10 protein-coding genes are annotated in these 15365 nt (G+C 62.2%); 2 read left to right on the top strand and 8 right to left on the bottom strand.

Annotation, left to right across the window (positions count from 1 at the left end; genetic code table 11):
- Nucleotides 1-7 precede the first annotated feature (7 nt).
- The 7 genes from AC07Y2_RS10840 to AC07Y2_RS10810 form a co-directional block, all read right to left on the bottom strand.
- Entirely contained in the window at nucleotides 8-2722 is a 2715-nt protein-coding gene (locus tag AC07Y2_RS10840) for a nitrate reductase (protein WP_103386411.1), read from the bottom strand.
- Nucleotides 2722-3039, bottom strand: a complete 318-nt coding sequence (gene nirD / locus AC07Y2_RS10835) for a nitrite reductase small subunit NirD (protein ID WP_039769998.1) — start codon at nucleotides 3037-3039, stop codon at nucleotides 2722-2724. The genes AC07Y2_RS10840 and nirD overlap by 1 nt, the downstream gene beginning before the upstream one ends.
- Nucleotides 3036-5489, bottom strand: a complete 2454-nt coding sequence (gene nirB / locus AC07Y2_RS10830; protein ID WP_045121673.1) for a nitrite reductase large subunit NirB — start codon at nucleotides 5487-5489, stop codon at nucleotides 3036-3038. The genes nirD and nirB overlap by 4 nt, the downstream gene beginning before the upstream one ends.
- Nucleotides 5490-5798: 309 nt before the next feature.
- Nucleotides 5799-7460: a bifunctional protein-serine/threonine kinase/phosphatase gene (locus AC07Y2_RS10825; protein WP_103386410.1), complete on the bottom strand. Its 1662-nt coding sequence runs from the start codon at nucleotides 7458-7460 to the stop codon at nucleotides 5799-5801.
- Nucleotides 7461-7467: 7 nt separating this feature from the next.
- A complete protein-coding gene (locus AC07Y2_RS10820) occupies nucleotides 7468-8679 on the bottom strand; it encodes a nitrate/nitrite transporter (protein WP_039770001.1) in 1212 nt (403 codons plus the stop codon).
- Between the two features lie 447 nt (nucleotides 8680-9126).
- Nucleotides 9127-9702: an ANTAR domain-containing response regulator gene (locus AC07Y2_RS10815; RefSeq protein WP_103386409.1), complete on the bottom strand. Its 576-nt coding sequence runs from the start codon at nucleotides 9700-9702 to the stop codon at nucleotides 9127-9129.
- Nucleotides 9703-9717: 15 nt separating this feature from the next.
- Nucleotides 9718-10929: a CmpA/NrtA family ABC transporter substrate-binding protein gene (locus tag AC07Y2_RS10810; protein ID WP_103386408.1), complete on the bottom strand. Its 1212-nt coding sequence runs from the start codon at nucleotides 10927-10929 to the stop codon at nucleotides 9718-9720.
- A gap of 222 nt (nucleotides 10930-11151) precedes the next feature.
- On the opposite strand from AC07Y2_RS10810, the gene AC07Y2_RS10805 reads away from it, so the two are divergent.
- The gene (locus AC07Y2_RS10805; RefSeq protein WP_085649404.1) at nucleotides 11152-12171 is read left to right on the top strand and encodes a quinone-dependent dihydroorotate dehydrogenase; all 1020 of its coding nucleotides are present in this window, start codon (nucleotides 11152-11154) and stop codon (nucleotides 12169-12171) included.
- A 139-nt stretch (nucleotides 12172-12310) separates the two neighbouring features.
- On the opposite strand, the gene rmf is transcribed toward AC07Y2_RS10805, so the two are convergent.
- A complete protein-coding gene (gene rmf, locus AC07Y2_RS10800) occupies nucleotides 12311-12526 on the bottom strand; it encodes a ribosome modulation factor (protein ID WP_003223300.1) in 216 nt (71 codons plus the stop codon).
- A 530-nt stretch (nucleotides 12527-13056) separates the two neighbouring features.
- On the opposite strand from rmf, the gene rlmKL reads away from it, so the two are divergent.
- The gene (gene rlmKL, locus AC07Y2_RS10795) at nucleotides 13057-15327 is read left to right on the top strand and encodes a bifunctional 23S rRNA (guanine(2069)-N(7))-methyltransferase RlmK/23S rRNA (guanine(2445)-N(2))-methyltransferase RlmL (protein ID WP_039770007.1); all 2271 of its coding nucleotides are present in this window, start codon (nucleotides 13057-13059) and stop codon (nucleotides 15325-15327) included.
- The last annotated feature ends 38 nt before the right edge of the window (nucleotides 15328-15365 follow it).

The raw sequence follows: 15365 nt of genomic DNA, 5'->3' as shown, positions 1-15365 counted from the left end.
TTCCTCTTCAGATAACGGCGACCGGACGCACTTCGGCGGCCAGCAAGCGCTTGATTTCCGGGACGCAGGAGCCGCATTGCGTGCCGCACCCCAACTTGTTTTTCAAACCCTGCAGATCCAGACCTTCACGGATACCGGCGCAGACCGCGCTGTGGCTGACGTTCTTGCAGTTGCACAAGGTTTTGTCCGCCACAGTCTGCGCGCCGACATTGCCCGGCGGCGCAATCATCGGTGCCAGCAGCCAGCGCCGCAGTTGTTCGTCGGCGCGGCCTTCCAGCCACAGACCTTGCAACCAGTGCTGGGCGAGGGTTTCACCCGCAAGACGGATCGCGGTGATTCGTCCGTTTTCGATGCGTACCCGTTTGCCAATGGCGCGGCGAGGATCGTCATAAGCCAGTACCGGCCCCTCGATCAGAGCCAGGCACTGGTCGATTTCACGCAGCAATTGCGGTTCTGGCGCCACGACGCTGGCTGCGCGTATCAGCAGCGCAGGCCGTTCACGTCCGACAAGGCTGAGACTTGCGTAGGAAAACGCCTCGCAGAGCGGTCGAAGCGCCTCGAAATGCCGTTGAACATCGCCCTCGATCAGTGCGAACAGTTGCCATGGCAAATCCACCGGCTCCAGCCGCACGCCGCTATGCTTGAGTTCCGGCTGTTTCGACAAAGGATCGAAGGCGGGCAGGGTCAGGCTGTTCACGCCTCCCTTGAGGAAACGATCGCCCCAGTGCATCGGCAGGAACGCCTGGCCCGGACGCACGCTGTCATCGCTGGCGACCGCCACGATCACTGCGCCTCGACGACTTTTCAGATTCACCAGATCCCCCGGCTGCAAACGGTGCCGGCGCAACTCCTCCGGGTGCAGGCTCAACACCGCTTCGCTGACATGGCCGAACAACTGCGCAGCCGTGCCGGTGCGGCTCATACCGTGCCATTGATCTCGCAGGCGGCCGGTGATCAGGGTCAGGGGAAAACGTGCGTCGCGTTGTTCCTTGGCGGCGCGATAGGGATCGGCAACGAACTGCGCGCGCCCGTTCGCTGTAGGAAAGATCCCGTCGCCATACAGTCGGGCTGTGCCTTGGCGAGCGCCAGCGGGGAAGGGCCATTGCTGTGGCCCCAGTTCATCAATCAGTCCGTGGCTGATCCCGGACAAATCCAGATCGCGGCCACGAGTCAGTTGTTTGTACTCGTCAAACAGTTGCGCCGGTTGCTCGAAGGCAAACAGACCCGGTTGTTGCGGGCGCAGACGTTTCTCCAGGCGTTGTGCGAAATCAACGGTAATCGCCCAGTCCGGTCGCGCTTCACCCGGTGCGGCAATGGCTTGGCGGACGTGGGAAATCCGCCGCTCGGAGTTGGTCACCGAGCCTTCCTTCTCGCCCCAACTGGCCGCCGGCAACAGCAGATCGGCAAACGCCGCGGTTTCGGTGGTGCGAAACGCCTCCTGCAAAACCACGAACGGACAAGCCTCCAGCGCTGCACGCACGGCGTTCTGGTCCGGCATCGATTGCGCGGGGTTGGTGCAGGCAATCCACAACGCCTTGATCTTGCCGCTGCGCACCTGTTCAAACAGTTCGATGGCGCTGAGACCGGTATTTTCCGGCAGCTTATCCACACCCCAATACGCCGCCACTTCAGCGCGATGCTCCGGATTGTCGACTTCACGGTGACCGGGCAACAGATTGGAAAGGCTGCCGGTTTCCCGTCCGCCCATGGCGTTTGGCTGACCGGTCAGGGAGAAAGGTCCTGCACCCGGCCGGCCGATTTGCCCGGTGGCCAGGTGCAGATTGATCAGCGCGCTGTTCTTTGCGCTACCGGCGGTGGACTGGTTCAGGCCCATGCACCACAGCGACAGAAAGCTTGGTGATGTACCGATCCATTCGGCGCATTGCTGCAACTGCTCGACGCTGATCCCGCACAGCTGCGACACCATCGCCGGCGTGTAATCACGCACCAGGCTTTTCAGCTCGGCGAGGCCTTCGGTGTGGGCTTTGATGAAGTCGCGGTCGATCCAGTCTTCCCACAACAGCAGATGCAAAATCCCATGGAACAGCGCGACATCGGTGCCCGGCAGAATCGCCAGATGCAGGTCGGCCAGATCGCAGGTGTCGGTGCGCCGTGGATCAATGACGACGACTTTCATCTGCGGGCGGCGGGATTTGGCTTCTTCGAGACGGCGAAAAAGTACCGGATGGGCGTAGGCCATGTTACTGCCGACGATCACCACGCAATCGCTCAACTCCAGGTCTTCATAGCTGCACGGTGGTGCGTCGGCGCCGAGGCTGCGCTTGTAGCCGACCACCGCCGAAGACATGCACAGCCGTGAGTTGCTGTCGATGTTGTTGGTGCCGACCAGCGCCCGCGCCAGTTTGTTGAAGGCGTAGTAATCCTCGGTCAGCAACTGCCCGGAGATATAGAACGCCACGCTGTCCGGGCCGTGTTCGGCGATGGTGTCGGCGAACACGTTGGTGGCGTGATCCAGCGCGGTGTCCCAGTCGCAACGACTGCGCGCCAGGCCTTTGCCCAGGCGCAGTTCCGGGTACAACGCCCGCGCCGCCAAGTCGCCGGTCAGGTGCAGGGTCGAGCCTTTGCTGCACAGTTTGCCGAAGTTGGCCGGATGCGCCGGATCGCCGCTGACGCCGAGAATGCGCTCGCCGTCATGCTCGATCAGCACGCCGCAGCCGACTCCGCAATAACAGCAGGTCGAGGCGGTCGTCTGGCGGTTCATCAGACGGCGTCCCGCAGGGCCAATTGCACGCGGCCGTTTTCGACCCGGGCCGGGTGATGGTGCGCGCAGCCGACGTCCGGGGCCTGGGCTTCGCCGGACTTCAGGTCGATCTGCCAGTTGTGCAGCGGGCAGGCGACACGCTTGCCGTAAATCAATCCTTGGGACAAGGGGCCGCCCTTGTGCGGGCAGCGGTCATCGAGTGCGAAAACTTCGTCGTCGCTTGTGCGAAAGATCGCGATGTCACCTTTGGGCCCGGCGATGATCCGCGAACCGAGGGCGTTGATCTCTTCCAGGGCACAGATATCGAGCCAGTTCATGCCGGCACCTCCAGGTTTTTCACGGGGATCACGTCGAATTCTTTTTTCAGTTGCGGCTGGGCGAGGCGCTCTTTCCACGGATCCTGTTCGAACGACAGGGAGAATTGCAGGCGCTCGTTCAGGGCCTTGCGACGCTCGGGATCTTCCAGCACGGCTTTCTTGATGTGCTCCATGCCGACCCGTTGCAGGTAATGCACGGTGCGTTCGAGGTAGAAGGCTTCCTCGCGGTACAGCTGCAGGAACGCGCCGTTGTATTCGCGCACTTCCTCGGCGGTCTTGAGCTTGACGAAGAACTCGGCGACTTCGGTCTTGATCCCACCGTTGCCACCGATGTACATCTCCCAGCCGGAATCGACGCCGATGATTCCTACGTCCTTGATCCCTGCTTCCGAGCAGTTGCGTGGGCATCCGGAGACCGCCAGCTTCACTTTGTGCGGCGACCACATGTTGAACAGGTCATGTTCGAGGTCGATGCCCAACTGGGTCGAGTTCTGCGTGCCGAAGCGGCAGAACTCGCTGCCGACGCAGGTTTTCACGGTGCGGATGGATTTGCCGTAGGCGTGGCCGGACGGCATGTCGAGGTCTTTCCATACACCGGGCAGGTCCTGTTTCTTGATCCCCAGCAAGTCGATGCGCTGGCCGCCGGTGACCTTGACCATTGGCACCTGGTATTTGTCCGCCACGTCGGCGATCCGCCGCAGTTCCGACGGGTTGGTCACGCCGCCCCACATCCGGGGCACCACCGAATAGGTGCCGTCCTTCTGGATGTTGGCGTGGGCCCGCTCGTTGATCAGGCGCGACTGCGGATCGTCCTTGGCTTCGCCGGGCCAGGTGGAAATCAGGTAATAGTTAAGGGCCGGGCGGCAGGTGGCGCAGCCGTTCGGGGTGCGCCAGTTGAGGTAGCTCATGGTGCCGGCGATGGTCAGCAAATGCTGTTCGCGAATGGCCTGGCGAATCTGGCCATGGTTGAGGTCGCTGCAACCGCAGATGGCTTTTTCGCTTTTCGGTTTGACGTCTGCCGCGCCGCCGACGGTGTTGATCAGGATCTGCTCGACCAGCCCGGCGCAGGAACCGCAGGAGCTCGCAGCCTTGGTGTGTTTCTTCACTTCGTCGACGCTGAACAGGCCATGTTCCTGAATCGCCTTGACGATGGTGCCCTTGCACACGCCGTTGCAGCCGCAGACTTCGGCGTTGTCGGCCATGCTCATGGCTTTGTCCTGGCCTTGATGTCCTACGTCACCGAGGGCGTTTTCACCAAACATTAAGTGATCGCGGATCTCGCCGATGGCGTGATTCTCACGAATCTGCCGGAAATACCAACCGCCATCTGCCGTATCGCCGTACAGACAGGCGCCGACCAGCACGTCATCCTTGATCACCAGTTTTTTGTACACCCCGCCGATCGGGTCGGAGAGGGTGATGGTCTCGGTGCCTTCGCCACCCATGAAGTCACCGGCGGAGAACAGGTCGATGCCGGTGACCTTCAGTTTGGTCGACGTCACCGAGCCCTGATAACGGGCGAAACCCAGTTGGGCCAAGTGGTTGGCGCAAACCTTGGCCTGTTCGAACAGCGGCGCCACCAGCCCGTAGGCAATGCCACGATGGCTGGCGCATTCACCGATGGCATAGATGCGCGGGTCGTAGGTTTGCAGGGTGTCGTTGACCAGAATCCCGCGATTGCACGGGATGCCGGCCTTTTCCGCGAGTTCTGTATTGGGGCGGATGCCGGCGGCCATGACCACCAGATCGGCAGGAATGATGTCGCCGTTCTTGAATTGCACCGAGCCGACCCGACCATTGCCGGCGTCGTGCAGGGCCTGGGTCTGTTCGCACAGGCGAAAGTGCAGGCCACGGGATTCGAGGGCGGTTTGCAGGAGCTGGCCGCTGGTCTTGTCCAGTTGCCGCTCCAGCAGCCATTCACCGAGGTGCACCACGGTGACGTGCATGCCGCGCAGCATCAGGCCGTTGGCGGCTTCGAGGCCGAGCAGGCCGCCGCCGATCACCACGGCGTGCTTGTGGGTTTTTGCGGTGTCGATCATCGCCTGGGTGTCGGCGATGTCGCGGTAACCGATCACGCCCTGCAAGGTGTTGCCGGGGATCGGCAGGATGAACGGGGTCGAGCCGGTGGCGATCAGCAGGCGATCGTATTCGGCCTCGGTGCCGTCCTCGGCGATCACCCGGCGTTTGACCCGGTCGATCTCTACCACTTTGCGGTTGAGCAGTAACTTGATGTTGTTTTCCAGGTACCAGTCGAGGTCGTTGAGCACGATCTCTTCGAAGGTCTGCTCGCCGGCCAATACCGGCGACAGCAGGATGCGGTTGTAGTTGGTGTGCGGTTCGGCGCCGAAGACCGTGATGTCGTACAGCTCGTTGCTCAGCTTGAGCAGTTCTTCCAGGGTGCGGACCCCGGCCATGCCATTGCCGATCATCACCAGTTTGAGTTTTTTCATCAGGTTCTCCGGGAGCATCGGGCTTGCCTCTTGTGGGCAGTCAGGCCTTGCTCGACAAAAATGGCGCAAACAAAAAAGGCGTCCCGCCAGTTACCTAGCGAGGACGCCTTTGTCCTTGTCCCGTTCTCTCGGGAAGCCTGGCCTTCGTCGTTGAAGGTCGGGCCTTATGTCAGTTGCAAACGTTAATGCAGTGGTTGTGCCAAGTCGCGGTGAGCCGCGAATTCACTGGGGTAATGCTGGAATTGGCCAGATGTTCGTTGTGGTTTTTGCACTGAATGGAAGCGGCACGCCCGTTAATGGAGCGCCGCATCAACTATGAAACAGCAGAAACAGCAGGACCAGATTGCCCAGCAGTGCCAGTAACGCCAGTGTCCGCCAGACCTTCAGCGGCTCCCGTTCCAGCAAGGGGCGAGGGCGTACATTCAGGCTGCGGCGCTCACCTTGCTCCAGAATCAGCAGCCATTCCTCGGCGGTTTCATAGCGTTGCAAAGGATCGGCCGCCACACCGCGTTCCAGACACTGCGCCAGCCACTCCGGCAGATCCGGGCGATAGCGACCGGCACTCACCTGCACCCCGAAACGCGGGCGTTGGAAGGCTTCGATCTCGCCAAAGGGAAAGTGCCCGGTGAGCAAAAAATACAAAGTCACGCCCACCGCATACAGATCCTGTTGTGCGCTGGGAGCTGCGCTTTGAAAGGCCTCCGGCGCGATGTAGCTCGGGGTCCCGGGTAAGGTTGACGGTGCGTCTTGCGACAGGCCGGGGCAATACGCCAGACCGAAATCCAGCAGGCGCAACTCGCCGTCGTCTCCCAGATGCAGGTTTTCCGGTTTGATGTCGCGGTGCAGGATCTGCCGTCGATGCAACAGGCCAACAGCCCGCAGCAGGCGTTCGGCCAGATCCTGCCACTGAGCCAGTGGCAGCGGGCCGCTTTGCTCGAACAACTGAGCCAGGGTCGTCCCCGAATATTCACGCATCACGTAGTACAAATGCTGACGCTGGCCGGCGCTATGAACTTCGGGAAAGTGCCGCCCGGCGACGCGTTTGAGAAACCATTCCTCCGCCAGCAAGGCCTGGGCATCGTCTGCCAGTTGTGCAGGCAACGTCTTCAACAGCCACGCCTGGCCCTGACCATCGAGCACGCGATACAACAACGATTGCTGGCTCCGGCTTATAACCTCTTGAACCCGCCAGCCTTCAAAGACCTGACCCGGTTTCAGCGGCGGGGGCAGCGGCCACTGCTGCAAATGAATCAGCGCATCGCCGATGCTGGCCTCGCCAACAGCATCCACCCGCACCAACAGCGCACTGGCATTGTCCTGACTGCCGGCCAGATGCGCGGCATTGACCAAGGTTTGCGCGGCACTGTGCAGATCCGGTTGATCGCGCAGAATCCCGGCGATGGCGGTATCGCCGAGCGCTGCCCACACGCCATCACTGAGCAGCACGAAACATTCGCCGTCACGCAGTTCGCCATCGAGAAAGTCCAGCACCAGATGCTGATCCAGTCCCAATGCCCGCTTGAGCACATGCTGCATGCCCGGTTGATCCCAGACATGGTCTTCGGTGATCCGTTGCAAGGTCTCGGCGTGCCAGCGATAGACCCGGCAATCGCCTACGTGGGCCAAGGTAAATCGCCGGCCGCGCAGTACCAGCACACTGACCGTGGTGAGCAGCGGCTGACCGCCACCATTGGCCTGCAACCAGCGGTTTTGTGCGAGCAGCAGACGATCGAGGGCCTGGGCCACGCTCCAGGTTTCCGGGGTGGCGTAGTAGTCCAGTGCCAGCGCCTGCAAGGTCGAACGCGCGGCCAGCCCGCCATCGGCGCACTGGCTCACGCCGTCGGCGATGGCGAACAGAAACCCTTTGCTGGCCGCCAGCGCCGGAGCCGGCGTGACCAGGCGCAAGGCGTCCTGGTTTTCCGCGCGGGGGCCGGTGGCGCTGGCTTCGGCAAAGCTCAGTTGCAGAGCCATTCGGGCTTCAGACCCGGGCAGCGGTCACGGCCGCCGAACCCCAAGTGGTTCTCCAGCGACGTTTGACCCCGTGCAGGCCAAACCACGCCAGCACGCCAAGGCTGGCGAACAACCACAGCGCCAGTTGATAGCTGCCGGTGCTCTGTTTGATCGCGCCCATGCCTGCCGCCAGGGCAAAGCCGCCGATGCCGCCGGCCATCCCGATCAGCCCGGTCATCACGCCGATTTCGCGCCGAAAGCGCTGAGGCACCAATTGGAACACCGCGCCGTTACCGGCACCGAGACCAAGCATGGTGCAGACGAAAAGTGCCAGCGCCGCGTAGGAACTCGGCAGGTTGAAGCCGACCGCCGCGATGCAGACTACGGCCACTGTGTACATCGCCAGCAGGGTGCGAATCCCGCCGAACCGGTCCGCCAGCGCGCCACCCAGCGGACGCATCAGGCTGCCGCCGAACACGCAGGCGGCGGTGTAGTAACCGGCGGTCACCGGGCTCAGACCGTATTGATCGTTGAAGTAGCCGGGCAGGGCGCTGGCCAGACCGATGAAGCCGCCGAAGGTGACGCTGTAGAAAAACATGAACCACCAGCTGTCGCGATCGCCCAGGGCCTTGAAGTAGTCGGCCATGGATTTGGCTTTTGGTCGCTCCGGCGCGTTTTTCGCCAGCCAGGCAAACAGCACAAGGGTCAGGATCAGCGGAATCAGGGCGAACCCGAACACATTGCTCCAGCCAAACGCCGCCGCCAGCACCGGGGCGATCAGCGCGGCGAACACGGTCCCGGAATTGCCGGCCCCGGCGATGCCCATCGCCTTGCCCTGATGCTCCGGCGGATACCACTGCGAGGCCAGCGGCAGGGCGACGGCGAATGAGGCGCCGGCCATGCCGAGGAACAGGCCGAGCAGCAGAGCCTGTTCGTAACTGTGGATGCCGAGTTTCCAGGCACCGAACAATGCGCAGATCACGATCACCTGGCCGATCAGCCCGGCAGTCTTGGGTGACAGGCGATCGGCAAGCATGCCCATCGCAAAGCGCAGCACCGCGCCGGCCAGAATCGGCGTGGCCACCACGAGGCCGCGCTGTTGAGTGGTCAGGTGCAGGTCGCCAGCAATCTGCACCGCCAGCGGGCCGAGCAGGTACCAGACCATGAAGCTCAGGTCGAAATACAGGAAGGCTGCGAACAGGGTCGGGGTGTGGCCGGATTTCCAGAAGCTTTTATTCATCGCGCACCTCAGCTGTTAAGAATCTCGAGAAGGAGTCACAAGCCAGCAAGTGGAGCGCCGCCACGGCCGCACCACCGGCCCCGGGCTGTGGGGCCAAAACGCAAAAACGCCGCTACCCGGATCGCCGAAAGGGGCGAAAAGGGTGAGCGACGTCTTTGTCGTAGGTGGGGCAACCGCCGTTGGTTACCTGTAGGGATTGCTTAGCGAGATTTGTGCCAAGTCAAAATCAAAAGCCCCTCACCCTAACCCTCTCCCGGAGGGAGAGGGAACTGATCGGGGGATATTCGAGAGATACGCCGACGTGAGCGATCGGCTTTGAATCCATAATCGACTGGGTTTTTCAGGTCGATGTATGACGCAGGACACTGCGGTCGGTTCCCTCTCCCTCCGGGAGAGGGCTAGGGTGAGGGCGCTTTTGATTTTTCGCTGCAAAAGTAGCGCAGAATTTCAGCCAAGCAGCTCGCTCATGGCAATGATCTGCTCCGCCACCTGAATCAGTTTCTGCTGGCGGCTCATGGCCTGGCGGCGCATCAGGGTGTAGGCCTCATCTTCGTTGCAGTCCTTCATTTTCATCAGCAGTCCTTTGGCCAGTTCGATGCGCTTGCGCTCGGCCAGTTGCTGGTCGCGGGCCTGTAGCTGGGCGCGCAAGGCCTGATCGCTTTCGAAGCGGGCCATGGCCACGTCGAGAATCGGCTGCAGGCGTTGTGCGTGAATGCCCTCGACGATGTAGGCACTGACCCCGGACTTGATCGCCTGGCGCATCACGCCGGGGTCATGCTCGTCGGTGAACATCACGATCGGCCGGGGCTGGTCGCGGCTGACCAGCACCACTTGTTCCATCACATCGCGGCTCGGTGACTCGGTATCGATCAGGATCACGTCCGGACGCACCGTTTCGACGCGCGCCGGCAGGTCGATGGTCAGGCCCGACTCGTCGATCACTTCGAAACCGGCCTCGGTCAACGCGGCTTTCAGGCGCCCGACTTTTTTCGCGGTGTCATTGATCAGCAGAATGCGCAGCATGTTCGCGGTCTCCTGTCAGCGGCGGGCAAGAAGTGGCGCGCTGTCGCTCAGCGCGTGGAGCTTGAAGCTCCGGGCGAAGGCGGCCGGGTCGCTGCCGTCCCAGATTTTGCCGTCGATCAACTGGCTGCTGCGCATGTCCTTGCCCCAGGCCGCAACGCCCACAGCAGTCGCTGCGTCGCGATAGATCTCCAGTTGCTGCACCTGACGGGCGACGGCGAGGTAGTCCGGGTCATCGCGCAGCAAACCCCAACGGCGGAACTGAGTCATGAACCACATGCCGTCCGACAGGTACGGCAGGTTCACCGCGCCATCGCCGTGAAAGCGCAGGGCGTGAGGGTCTTGCCAGCGATTGCCGAGGCCATCGTCGTAGTCGCCGAGAAAGCGCGGTTCGATGCAGGAGACCGGGGCGTCGAGGTACTCGGCGGCGCTGAGAAGTTGCGCGGTGCTGCGGCGGTTTTCCGGGCTCTCTTCGATGAAACGGCTGGCCTCGAGGATCGCCATCACCAGCGCGCGCGCGGTGTTGGGGTATTGCTCGACGAAGGCGCGGGTGCAGCCGAGGACTTTTTCCGGGTGATCGGGCCAGATGGTCTGGCTGGTGGCCAGGGTGAAACCGAGATTTTGCTGCACGGCGCTGGCCGCCCACGGCTCGCCAACGCAGAGACCATCGATGCGTCCGGCCTGCAAGTGCGCGACCATTTGCGGCGGCGGCATCACCACGCTGTCGACATCCTGCAACGGATGAATGCCCTGGCTCGCCAGCCAGTAATAAAGCCACATGGCATGGGTGCCGGTCGGGAAGGTCTGGGCGAAGGTCAGTTTTGCGCGGGTTTGGTGCACATGATGGTGCAGCGCTTCAGGACCGGTCACGCCCAGGCCCTGCAAACCGTGGGACAGGTTGAGGCTCTGGCCGTTCTGGTTCAGGCCCATCAGCACCGCCATGTCGGTCGGCGCGACACCGCCGATGCCCAGATGCACCGCGTAGATCAGCCCGTAAAGGCTGTGGGCGGCATCGAGTTCGCCGCTGACCAGATTGTCCCGCAGGTTGGCCCAGGAACTCTGGCGCTTGAGGTTCAGGGTCAGGCCGTAAGGCTGGGCAAAGTCCTGAGTGGCGGCGACCACCAGCGAGGCGCAGTCGCTCAGGGCCATGAAGCCGAGGTTGATCGCGCTTTTTTCCGGGGCATCGCTGCCGTTGACCCAGGCCAGCGGCCCGGCGGAGGTTTGAGTCATGAAAGCTACCCTCAAAAAAAACGTCGTCCCAGGCTTTGCCCGCGCAAAACCGAGAGACGACGCCATTGTCTTTGCCTGCGCGCCACCATTGGCCTGCGGGCTGATGCCGAGGAGGGTGCAAGGCATATGCCATGCGCACCGATTTAACCGTGCGCCTCGCGCGGCGGGGGGATGCCCGGCTATAATCGCCGCCTCTTTTCGCCGCCCGAGTCATAGCCGCCCATGTACACCCTGGCCCGTCAGCTGTTGTTCAAACTTTCCCCGGAAACCTCCCACGATCTGTCGCTGGATCTGATCGGCGCGGGCGGGCGTTTGGGCCTCAACGGCTTGCTGTGCAAGGCTCCGGCGTCGCTGCCGGTGACTGTCATGGGCCTGACGTTCCCGAACCCTGTGGGTCTGGCGGCCGGTCTGGACAAGAACGGCGCGGCCATCGACGGCTTCGCCCAGCTGGGTTTCGGGTTTGTCGAAATCGGCACCGTGACCCCGCGTCCGCAGCCGGGCAACCCGAAACCACGAATTTTCCGCCTGCCGGAAGCCGAGGCGATCATCAACCGCATGGGTTTCAACAACCTCGGTGTGGATAACCTGCTGGCGCGGGTGGCAGCGGCCAAATACAAGGGCGTGCTGGGGATCAACATCGGCAAGAACTTCGACACCCCGGTCGAGCGTGCGGTGGATGACTACCTGATCTGCCTGGACAAGGTCTACGCCCACGCCAGCTACGTCACGGTCAACGTCAGTTCGCCGAACACCCCGGGCCTGCGCAGCCTGCAATTCGGCGACTCGCTCAAGCAATTGCTGGCGGATCTGGCCACGCGCCGCGCCGAACTGGCCCTGCGCCATGGCAAACATGTACCGCTGGCGATCAAGATCGCGCCGGACATGACCGACGAAGAAACCGCGCAAGTCGCCCAGGCATTGATCGAAACCGGGATGGACGCGGTGATTGCCACCAACACCACCCTCAGCCGCGTGGGCGTCGAGGGCATGGAGCACGGTGACGAGGCGGGCGGTCTGTCCGGCGCGCCGGTTCGCGAGAAGAGCACCCACACCGTGAAAGTGCTGGCGTCCGAGCTGGGCGGCAAGCTGCCGATCATTGCGGCTGGCGGCATCACCGAAGGCAAGCATGCGGCCGAGAAGATCGCGGCTGGCGCGAGCCTGGTGCAGATCTACTCCGGCTTCATCTATAAGGGCCCGGCGCTGATCCGCGAATCCGTGGACGCGATCGCCGCCAAGCGCTGATTGGCCGGCATAAAAAGGCAGGCATAAAAAAGGGCTCCTCGAAGGAGCCCCTGGGCCGTAGCCCGCCGTCCGGGAAGGACGTGCATGGTGATCAGGTCGTTACGAAATCAGATTGTCGTGTCGCAATAAGTGCCCTGTGTCAGCCGACGGCGTGAAGTTCGTTGAGTCTGTGGATTCCCGCAGTGCCGGTCATACCGTCCCAGTTGTCGCCGCGTCCTTCTCGCCAGCCGTTGATCCAGGCTTGACGTACCGACGGTAGAGTAAATGGGCAAAGCTCACGGGATTTGCCACCAACGCCATATTGATATCCGCGCAAAAATGCTCTTTCCAACGGATCACGCTTAAGTCTTCTCATAGGGTGTTTCCCTCACTTGTTGACTGTTTTTGTCGCGTCGACCTCAACTGAGGTCTGGCAGAAAAACTCTGCCGTTGGCGGCTCGCTGCCGGCGTGGCGAGCCAAGGTGTTGACGCCGTTGCGACGTCAACCTGTGTCCAGTTCTAACCAATGAGTCACATCGATGGAATGACCGTTTTGTCATAAGGACGTAACGAAAAAGATGCTATGGCCATAAGTAACCGCGTATTTATCCAGCGTTTGTTGGCCAAACCCCGGTATGATCGGCCCCGCGCTGGATGATGAGGTTAATCCTTTAGTGAGAATGACCCACGTTTGCGCTGGGGTACTATTCGACGAAGGGTTGCTTTGAGTCATTTTGTTGCTTCAACTTTTTTATCTGTCCCGGCATCTAAGCTCTTTTAACCCGAGCAGCGGGGATGGAACGGCACACCTTCGTGCCACGCGGGCGCTCTTGTAGAAAAGCGCCTGATTGAAAACCGGACCGGCAATGCGTTGCCGGTTCATCAGCCAAAGGCTCTGGAAAAACCATGTCCGACCGTTTCGAACTCTTCCTCACTTGCCCCAAAGGCCTTGAAGGCCTGCTCATCGAGGAAGCCGTCGGGCTTGGCCTTGAAGAGGCCCGCGAACACACCTCCGCCGTGCGTGGCATGGCGACCATGGAAACCGCTTATCGCCTGTGCCTCTGGTCGCGTCTGGCCAACCGGGTGCTGCTGGTGCTCAAGCGCTTCCCGATGAAAAACGCCGAAGACCTGTACCACGGCGTACTCGACGTCGACTGGCAGGACCACATGCTGGCCGACGGCACCCTGGCCGTGGAATTCAGCGGTCATGGCTCGGGCATCGACAACACTCACTTCGGCGCCCTGAAGGTCAAGGACGCCATCGTCGACAAACTGCGCACACCGCAGGGCGACCGTCCAAGCATCGACAAGCTCAACCCGGACCTGCGCATTCACCTGCGCCTGGATCGTGGCGAAGCGATTCTGTCCCTCGATCTCTCCGGCCACAGCCTGCACCAGCGCGGCTATCGCTTGCAGCAGGGCGCCGCGCCGCTGAAGGAAAACCTCGCAGCGGCCATCCTGATCCGTTCCGGCTGGCCGCGCATCGCCGCCGAAGGTGGCGCGCTGGCGGACCCGATGTGCGGTGTCGGCACGTTCCTGGTCGAAGCCGGCATGATCGCCGCCGACATGGCACCGAATCTGCGTCGCGAACAGTGGGGCTTCACCGCCTGGCTGGGCCACGTGCCGGCGCTGTGGAAAAAATTGCATGAAGAAGCGGTCGAGCGCGCCGCTGCCGGTCTGGCCAAGCCGCCGCTGTGGATTCGTGGTTATGAAGCCGACCCACGGCTGATCCAGCCGGGCCGCAACAACGTCGAGCGCGCCGGCCTGAGCGAGTGGATCAAGATCTATCAGGGTGAAGTCGCGACCTTCGAACCGCGTCCGGACCAGAACCAGAAAGGTCTGGTCATCTGCAACCCGCCGTACGGCGAGCGTCTGGGTGATGAAGCCAGTCTGTTGTACCTCTACCAGAACCTCGGCGAGCGTCTGCGTCAGGCCTGCCTGAACTGGGAAGCGGCGGTGTTCACCGGCGCGCCGGACCTGGGCAAGCGCATGGGCATCCGCAGCCATAAACAGTATTCGTTCTGGAACGGCGCGCTGCCGTGCAAGCTGCTGTTGATCAAGGTCCTGCCGGATCAGTTCGTCACCGGCGAGCGCCGCACCCCGGAGCAGCGTCAGGCCGAGCGCGAGCAAGCGGCTTACGACCAGACGCCGAACGAGCCGCAAGAGCGCAAGTTCAACAAGAACGGTAACCCGATCAAACCGACGCCGGCCCCGGCGCCAGTGATCGAGCAACCGCGCCTGAGCGAAGGCGGGCAGATGTTTGCCAACCGCCTGCAGAAGAACCTCAAGGCCATGAGCAAGTGGGTCAAGCGCGAAGGCATCGACTGCTACCGCGTCTACGATGCGGACATGCCGGAATACGCCATGGCCATCGACCTCTACCACGACTGGGTACACGTTCAGGAATATGCCGCGCCGAAGTCTATTGACCCGGAAAAAGCCTCGATCCGCATGTTCGACGCGCTGGCGGCCATCCCGCAGGCGCTGAACATCGACAAGAGCCGCGTGGTGGTCAAGCGCCGCGAGCGTCAGAGCGGCACCAAGCAGTACGAGCGTCAGGCTGCCCAAGGCAAGTTCAATGAAGTGACCGAAGGCGGCGTGAAGTTGCTGGTCAACCTCACCGATTACCTCGATACCGGGCTGTTCCTCGACCACCGGCCGATGCGCATGCGGATCCAGAAAGAGGCGGCCGGCAAGCGCTTCCTCAACCTGTTCTGCTACACCGCGACCGCCAGTGTGCACGCTGCCAAGGGTGGCGCGCGCAGCACCACCAGCGTCGACCTGTCGAAAACCTACCTCGACTGGGCGCGCCGCAACCTGTCGCTCAACGGGTTCTCGGACAAGAACCGTCTGGAGCAGGGCGATGTGATGGCGTGGCTGGAAAATTGCCGCGAAGAGTACGACCTGATCTTCATCGATCCGCCGACGTTCTCCAACTCCAAGCGCATGGAAGGCATCTTCGACGTGCAGCGAGATCAGGTGCAGTTGATCGACCTGGCCATGGCGCGTCTGGCCAGCGGCGGGGTGTTGTATTTCTCCAACAACTTCCGCAAGTTCCAGCTCGAAGACACCCTGGCCGAGCGTTACGCGGTCGAGGAAATCACCGCCAGCACCATCGACCCGGATTTCGCCCGTAACGGCAAGATCCACCGCGCCTGGAAAATCACGGCTCGTTGACACTCTGCAACATTGGATCCACAGAGCCTTGATTTTTA

It is taken from the genome of Pseudomonas sp. GW456-12-1-14-TSB6, assembly GCF_059424205.1.
The sequence above is the reverse complement of the archived record's forward strand: the minus strand, read 5'-3'. Positions and strand labels throughout refer to the sequence as shown.